This window comes from Chromobacterium piscinae (genome assembly GCF_021129175.1).
Taxonomy (GTDB): domain Bacteria; phylum Pseudomonadota; class Gammaproteobacteria; order Burkholderiales; family Chromobacteriaceae; genus Chromobacterium; species Chromobacterium piscinae.
The window spans coordinates 1-6,898 of the sequence record NZ_JAJOHV010000154.1 but is presented as its reverse complement, the minus strand read 5'-3'; the positions used below and the strand labels follow the sequence as shown (position 1 = coordinate 6,898).

Genomic DNA, 6,898 nt, shown 5'->3' with positions numbered 1-6,898 from the left:
GCCACGGCGGACGCAGCGCCGCCACCGGCGCGGCGATCGGCGGCTTGCTGGGCGCGGGCGGCGGCTATCTGTGGTCGCAGCACATGCAGAAGCAGAAGGAAGCGATGGAACAGGCGACCAAGGGCACCGGCATCGGCGTGAGCCAGACCGCCGACAACCGCCTGAAGCTCAACATTCCCGCCGACGCCTCCTTCGATACCGGCAGCTACGCGCTGAAGCCCAGCCTGAAGCCGGTGCTGGACAAGCTGGCCGCCACGCTGCAGCAAAACCCGGTGACCTCGGTCAACATCATCGGCCACACCGACAACACCGGCAGCGACGCGATCAACAACCCGCTGTCGGTCAACCGCGCCAAGGCGACGCAAAGCTACATCGCGTCGCGCGGCGTGGACATCAACCGCATCGGCGTGGACGGCCGCGGCTCGCGCGAGCCGGTGGCCGACAACGGCACCGTGTCCGGCCGCGCGATGAACCGCCGGGTGGAGATCTTCGTAGCCGAGCCGGCGCAGAAGTAAGCGCGGACGGCGAAACGAAACAAGGGCGGCTCCCAATCGGGTAGCCGCCCTTGTCGCATTCAGGCAGGAGTAGGTTAGAACGTGGCGTCTATCAAGCGCCGTACTTCGGCCTCGTCCCATTGTTGTTGCGATACCTTCAGATAGGCCACGCGGTCGGCCAGCAGCACCGAGGCCTCGTGCACGCCGGCCACGCCGGCCAGCTCGCGCGACAGCGCCTCGGCGTCGCCCTGCCACGATTCGCCGATATGCAGCATCACCGAGCGCACAGCCTTGGGCGGCTGCATGCCCAGCGACCAGATCAGCCAGGACAGCATCAGCAGGGTGGTGAAGCCGAATACGCCGGCCGGGCCGTAGTGGCTGTACAGCCAGCCGCCGGCGGCCGCGCCCAGGAACAGGCCGAACGACTGCGAGGTGTTGTAGACGCCGATGGCGGTACCTTTGGCGTCGGCCGGGGCGATCTTGGAGATCAGCGAGGGCAGGGTGGCCTCCAGGATGTTGAAGGCGATGAAGTACAGCGACAGCCAGCCGACGATCTGCCAGAAGCTGTCCAGCGCCAGCGCCATGCCCAGCTGGGCGGCGGTCATCAGCGCGATGGCGCCGATGAACACCGGCTTCAGCCGCGCCTTTTTCTCGCCGTAAATGATGGCCGGCACCATCAGGATGAAGCCGATCACCGTTACCGGCAGATACACCTGCCAGTGCTGGGACTTGTCCAGGTGCGCGGTCTTGATCAGCGCGAACGGCACGGTGACGAACATCGCCATCTGCGCCGCATGCAGCGCGAAGATTCCGTAGTTGAGCCGCAGCAGCTGGCCGTCTTTCATCACCGCCGGCAGCCGTTTGGCGTTGGCCTCGGTGTCGGAGTGGAAACGGGATTGCGCCGGGTCCGGGATGACCAGCCACACGCCGATCAATGCGGCCAGCGACAAAAAGCCGGTGAGGGCGAAGATGCCGTTGACGCCGATGTACTTGGCCAGCAACGGGCCCAGCACCAGGCTGGCGGCGAAGGTGGTGCCGATCGACATGCCTATCATCGCCATCGCCTTGGTGCGGTTTTCCTCGCGGGTGAGGTCGGCCAGGAGCGCGGTGATGGCGGCGGAAATGGCGCCGGCGCCCTGGATCACCCGGCCCACGGTCAGGGTGGCGATGTCGTGCGCGCCGGCGGCGACGAAGCTGCCGATGGCGAACAACAGCAGGCCGCCGTAAATCACTTTCTTGCGGCCGATGCGGTCGGACAGCATGCCCAACGGCAGCTGCAGGATGGCCTGGGTCAGGCCGTAGCTGCCCAGCGCGATGCCGATCAGGGTGTGGTTGTCGGCGCCCTGCAGGGTTTTGGCGTAGATCGCGAAGACGGGCAGAATCAGGAACATGCCCAGCATGCGCAGGGCGTAGATACCGGCCAGCCCCAGGCTGGCCCGCAATTCAGTGGCATTCATGCGGTGAGATTTCGGTTTTGCGTATCTGGGTTTTAACGACCGCGCCGCGCAAACGGATGACGCGTTTGCACGGTCATTGCACGGACAAGTGGAGCCGTCCCGGCCAAGTCGGGTATATTAACAGGTTCCCTGACGACGGTGAGTAACAGCTTCTTATGGACAGCATCCGCATCCGTGGCGCCCGCACCCACAACTTGAAGAACGTCAACCTGGACTTGCCGCGCAACCAGTTGATCGTGATTACCGGCTTGTCCGGCTCCGGAAAGTCCTCGCTGGCCTTTGACACGCTGTACGCCGAAGGCCAGCGCCGCTACGTGGAGAGCCTGTCGGCCTACGCGCGGCAATTCCTGCAGTTGATGGAAAAGCCGGACGTGGACCTGATCGAGGGCCTGTCGCCGGCCATTTCCATCGAGCAGAAGGCCACCAGTCACAACCCGCGCTCCACCGTCGGCACCGTCACCGAGATCCACGACTACCTGCGCCTCTTGTTCGCCCGCGTCGGCGATCCGCACTGCCCGGAACACAACGTGCCGCTGTCCAGCCAGACCGTCAGCCAGATGGTGGACCACGTGCTGGCGCTGCCGGAAGAAACGCGGATGATGATCCTGGCGCCGGTCATCGTCGGACGCAAGGGCGAGAACCTGGACTTGTTCGACGACCTGCGCGCGCAGGGTTTCGTCCGCGTGCGGGTGGACGGCGAGGTGTACGAGCTGGACGCGGTGCCCAAGCTCGACAAGAACAAGAAGCACACCGTCGAAGTGGTGATAGACCGCCTCAAGGTGCGCGCCGACATGCAGCAGCGGCTGGCCGAGAGCTTCGAGACCGCGTTGCGCCACGCCGAGGGCCGCGCCATCGCCGTGGAGATGGATAGCGGCAAGGAGCACTGGTTCTCCGCCAAGTTTGCCTGCCCGGTGTGCAGCTACAGCCTGCCGGAGCTGGAGCCGCGGCTGTTTTCGTTCAACAACCCGATGGGCGCCTGCCCCAAGTGCGACGGCCTGGGCGAGATCACCTTCTTCGATCCCAAGCGCGTGGTCGCCCATCCGGAGCTAAGCTTGGCTTCTGGCGCGATCAAGGGCTGGGACAAGCGCAACCAGTTCTACTATCAGATGCTGCTGGCGCTGGGCGAGCATTACGGCTTCTCGGTTTCCGACCTGTCTTTCGACGACCTGCCGGAGAAGGTCAAGCACGTAGTGCTGCACGGTTCCGGTCGCGACAGCATCGAGTTCAGCTATATGTCGGAGAAGGGCACCAAGTTCACCCGCGCCCATCCGTTCGAGGGGATCATCCCTAATCTGGAGCGCCGCTACCGCGAAACCGACTCCATGGCGGTGCGCGAGGAACTGGCCAAGTATCAGAACAACCAGGCCTGCCCGCATTGCAGCGGCTCCCGGCTGCGGCTGGAGGCGCGCCACGTGTTCATCGGCACGCGTACGCTGCATGAGATCAACCAGCTGCCGCTGAAGGAAACCGCGGACTTCTTCGAGGGATTGGAATTCACCGGCCAGAAGCAGGCGGTGGCGGAGAAGATCGTCAAGGAAATCCGCGAACGGGTGTCCTTCCTCAACAACGTGGGCCTGGATTACCTGAACCTGTCCCGCTCCGCCGACACCCTGTCCGGCGGCGAGGCGCAGCGCATCCGGCTGGCCAGCCAGATCGGCTCCGGCCTGACCGGCGTGATGTACGTGCTGGACGAGCCGTCCATCGGCTTGCACCAGCGCGACAACGACCGCCTGCTGGGCACGCTGAAGCGGCTGCGCGACCTGGGCAACAGCGTGATCGTGGTCGAACACGACGAGGACGCCATCCGCGAGGCCGACTACCTGGTGGACATGGGCCCCGGCGCCGGCGAGCACGGCGGCGAGGTGCTGGTGGCCGGCACGCCGGCCGACGTGGCGGCCAGCGAGAACTCGGTCACCGGCGCCTTCCTGTCCGGCCGCCGCAAGATCGCGCTGCCGGGCGGCCGCCGCGAGCTTTCCGAGGAGCGCATGCTTCAGTTGATCGGCGCGACCGGCAACAACCTCAAGGATGTGACGCTGAAGCTGCCGCTGGGCGGCCTGGTGTGCATCACCGGCGTGTCCGGCTCCGGCAAGTCCACGCTGATCAACGATACGTTGTACAAGATCGCCGCGCGCGATCTGAACGGTGCCAGCGAGGAGCCGTCGCCATACCGCGAGATCAAGGGCCTGGACCAGCTAGACAAGGTGATCAACGTCGACCAGAGCCCGATCGGCCGCACGCCGCGCTCCAATCCCGCCACCTACACCGGCTTGTTCACGCCCATCCGCGAGCTGTTCTCCGGGGTGCCGCTGGCGCGCGAGCGCGGCTACGGCCCAGGGCGCTTCTCGTTCAACGTCAAGGGCGGCCGCTGCGAGGCCTGCCAGGGCGACGGCGTGATCAAGGTGGAGATGCACTTCCTGCCCGACATCTACGTGCCCTGCGATGTCTGCCACGGCAAGCGCTACAATCGCGAGACGCTGGAAGTGCAGTATAAGGGCAAGAGCATCCAGGAAGTGCTGGAGATGACGGTGGAGCAGGCGCTGGAATTCTTCGCCGTGGTACCGCCGGTGGCGCGCAAGCTGAAAACGCTGATGGACGTCGGTCTCGGCTACATCCGCCTGGGTCAGAGCGCCACCACGCTGTCCGGCGGCGAGGCGCAGCGGGTGAAGCTGGGCTTGGAACTCTCCAAGCGCGATACCGGCCGAACCCTGTATATTCTGGACGAACCGACCACCGGCCTGCATTTCCACGACATCGACCTGTTGCTGCAAGTGCTGCACCGCCTGCGCGAGAGCGGCAACACCGTGGTGGTGATCGAGCACAACCTGGACGTGGTGAAGACCGCCGACTGGCTGATCGACCTGGGGCCGGAAGGCGGCGCCGGCGGCGGCCAGATCATCGCCAGCGGCACGCCGGAACAAGTGGCGGCCAATCCGGTCAGCCATACCGGACGCTATCTGGCGCCGCTGCTCGAACGAGACAAGAAATAAAACCAAGTCGCCGGCTCGTCCGGCGGCAAACCACAGCACATCAAGAGGTAGGCATGCTGAGCTTAGGCAAGATCGATCACATCCACATCCGCGTCAAGGACGTGGCCGTCGCGCTGAAATGGTACCAGCGGGTGCTGGGCATGGTGCCCGACGCGCGCTACAAGACCGACGGCGAGCACAACAACGCCATGCTGGCCAACGCCAGCGGCAATGTGCGCCTGGCCATCAGCGAGGACGCGGACGCCGCGCCGTCCGACTCCCAGGGCGCGGTCGCCTTCGTGGTGAGCGGCCAGGAGTTCGTCGAGTGGATAGACCAGCTGGCCGGCGAACGCGTCACCAACCGCGAAGGCCAGACCATCGCCCGGGATTCGGTGCACGACCACCGCTTCTTCTGCGCGCTGTCCTTCGTCGATCCGTTCGGCAATCCGTACGAAATCGTCAGCTACGACCACACCTGGCTGGTCGGCAAGCTGAAGCTGGGCGGCCAGTTGGCCGTTTGATCCGAGTCGTTCAAAACACCCGCCGAGAGCGGGTGTTTGTTCATTGGAGCAGATCATGACGCATTATCTGGTCGATAACCCCTCTCCGGAGGGTGTGGCGGCGCTGCCGGGGCTGACGCTGCTGGAGTTCGGCGTGGACTGGTGCCCGCATTGCCAGGGCGCGCAGCCGCTGCTGGCGCAATATCTGTCCGCGCATCCGCGACTGCGCCATCTGGCGGTTGAGGATGGCAAGGGCAGGCGCTTGGGGCGCTTGTATGGCGTCAAGCTGTGGCCCAGCTTCATCCTGCTGCGCGACGGCATCGAGATCGGCCGCGCGGTGAGGCCGCAGAGTCTGGACGATCTCGAGGCGCTGCTCGCCGGCGCGTAAACGGTTTTGACGCCGGCTTTGCGCGGATGGCCTCCGCTTTTAGCCGGTTTTTAAGCGTATTTGGATATCTTGCATGCCCGTCCCGCCAAAGGGCGTCGCAAGGGGCGATGCCCGGCCTGGGCATGGTCTGGAGATATCCATGTTTGAAAAAGGCAAGAGCTACACCCGCGAGGAAATCCACGCGGCGGTCGGCGGCAACAAGCATTCCTATTTGCCGCGCTACAAGGGCAGGGTGGTGGCCGCCTGCCTGCGTCCGGATCTGAATCCGGACGCGCCCGAAGTGATCTTGTGCAACTCCTGCCCGCCGGAGCGCGCGGCGGGCGAGCAGCTGGCCAGCCAGGGCGGGGCGATCCCGGTATTTCTGAAACAGGGCGCGGACAGCTGGACATACCAGGGCCTGTTTCGCGTGGCGGACAGCGAGACGCATCCGAATGTTTGCGCGCCGCATGCCGCGCGCAGCGCCTGGACCCGAGGCCAGATCAAGCGAGTATTGAGAATGGAGCGGCAGAGCTAGAGCTGAACGATGCGCTGCTTTGGTGGACGGATCGGATGCCTTTTGGCATCCGATCTATCTTCATGCTCAGGCTGGAGCTTTGATGCCCAGCCGCCACAGGCTGGTGATTTCGGCCCGGCGCGCCGCGCTCAGGCCGTCGGTCTGCGCCACCGCCTTCTTGTGGCTGGGTTTGACGTCCAGCCTGCCCAGCACGGCGAGGCCGGCTTGGTCTATCCATTGCAGCAGTTGCTCGCGCGAGCGCAGGCCCAGGTGCTCGGCCAGGTCGGACAGGATCAGCCAGCCTTCGCCGCCGGGCAGCAAGTGCGCCGCCAGGCCGTCCAGGTAGCCGCGCAGCATGGCGCTGTCCGGGTCGTAGACCGCGTATTCGATCGCCGAGCTGGGCTTGGCCGGCAGCCAGGGCGGGTTGCATATCGCCAGCTGCGCCCGCCCTTCCGGAAACAGGTTGGCGCGTTGCAGCTCCACCTGGCCGTCCAGTTGCAGGCGTTGCAGATTGTCGGCGGCGCAGGCGAGCGCGCGCTCGTCCTGGTCGGTGGCGACGACGCGGGCCACGCCGCGCTTGGCCAGCAGCGCCGCCAGCAC

General features: G+C 65.5%; 6 protein-coding genes and 1 pseudogene. 5 read left to right on the top strand and 2 right to left on the bottom strand.

Features of this window, described 5'->3' with window-relative positions; translation table 11 throughout:
• On the top strand, positions 1–515 hold a 515-nt coding region (locus tag LQR33_RS23570), incomplete at its 5' end, for an OmpA family protein (protein WP_231470671.1).
• 74 nt (positions 516–589) lie between these two features.
• On the opposite strand, the gene LQR33_RS23565 is transcribed toward LQR33_RS23570, so the two are convergent.
• Positions 590–1,951 (bottom strand): MFS transporter, encoded by a 1,362-nt coding sequence (locus LQR33_RS23565; RefSeq protein ID WP_221668700.1) that lies wholly within the window; start codon positions 1,949–1,951, stop codon positions 590–592.
• A gap of 155 nt (positions 1,952–2,106) precedes the next feature.
• On the opposite strand from LQR33_RS23565, the gene uvrA reads away from it, so the two are divergent.
• The 4 genes from uvrA to LQR33_RS23545 all read left to right on the top strand — a co-directional run bounded on the left by uvrA (position 2,107) and on the right by LQR33_RS23545 (position 6,319).
• Positions 2,107–4,938 (top strand): excinuclease ABC subunit UvrA, encoded by a 2,832-nt coding sequence (gene uvrA / locus LQR33_RS23560; protein ID WP_231470670.1) that lies wholly within the window; start codon positions 2,107–2,109, stop codon positions 4,936–4,938.
• 53 nt (positions 4,939–4,991) lie between these two features.
• Positions 4,992–5,438: a VOC family protein gene (locus tag LQR33_RS23555; protein ID WP_021478912.1), complete on the top strand. Its 447-nt coding sequence runs from the start codon at positions 4,992–4,994 to the stop codon at positions 5,436–5,438.
• Between the two features lie 55 nt (positions 5,439–5,493).
• Positions 5,494–5,805 carry a thioredoxin family protein gene (locus LQR33_RS23550; protein ID WP_166440410.1) on the top strand — a complete coding sequence of 104 codons (312 nt, stop codon included), beginning with the start codon at positions 5,494–5,496 and terminating at the stop codon, positions 5,803–5,805.
• Positions 5,806–5,944: 139 nt separating this feature from the next.
• A complete protein-coding gene (locus tag LQR33_RS23545; RefSeq protein ID WP_221668703.1) occupies positions 5,945–6,319 on the top strand; it encodes a hypothetical protein in 375 nt (124 codons plus the stop codon).
• A gap of 66 nt (positions 6,320–6,385) precedes the next feature.
• Here LQR33_RS23545 and LQR33_RS23540 read toward each other — a convergent pair.
• A pseudogene (locus tag LQR33_RS23540) lies at positions 6,386–6,898 on the bottom strand (methyltransferase); the annotation flags it as partial.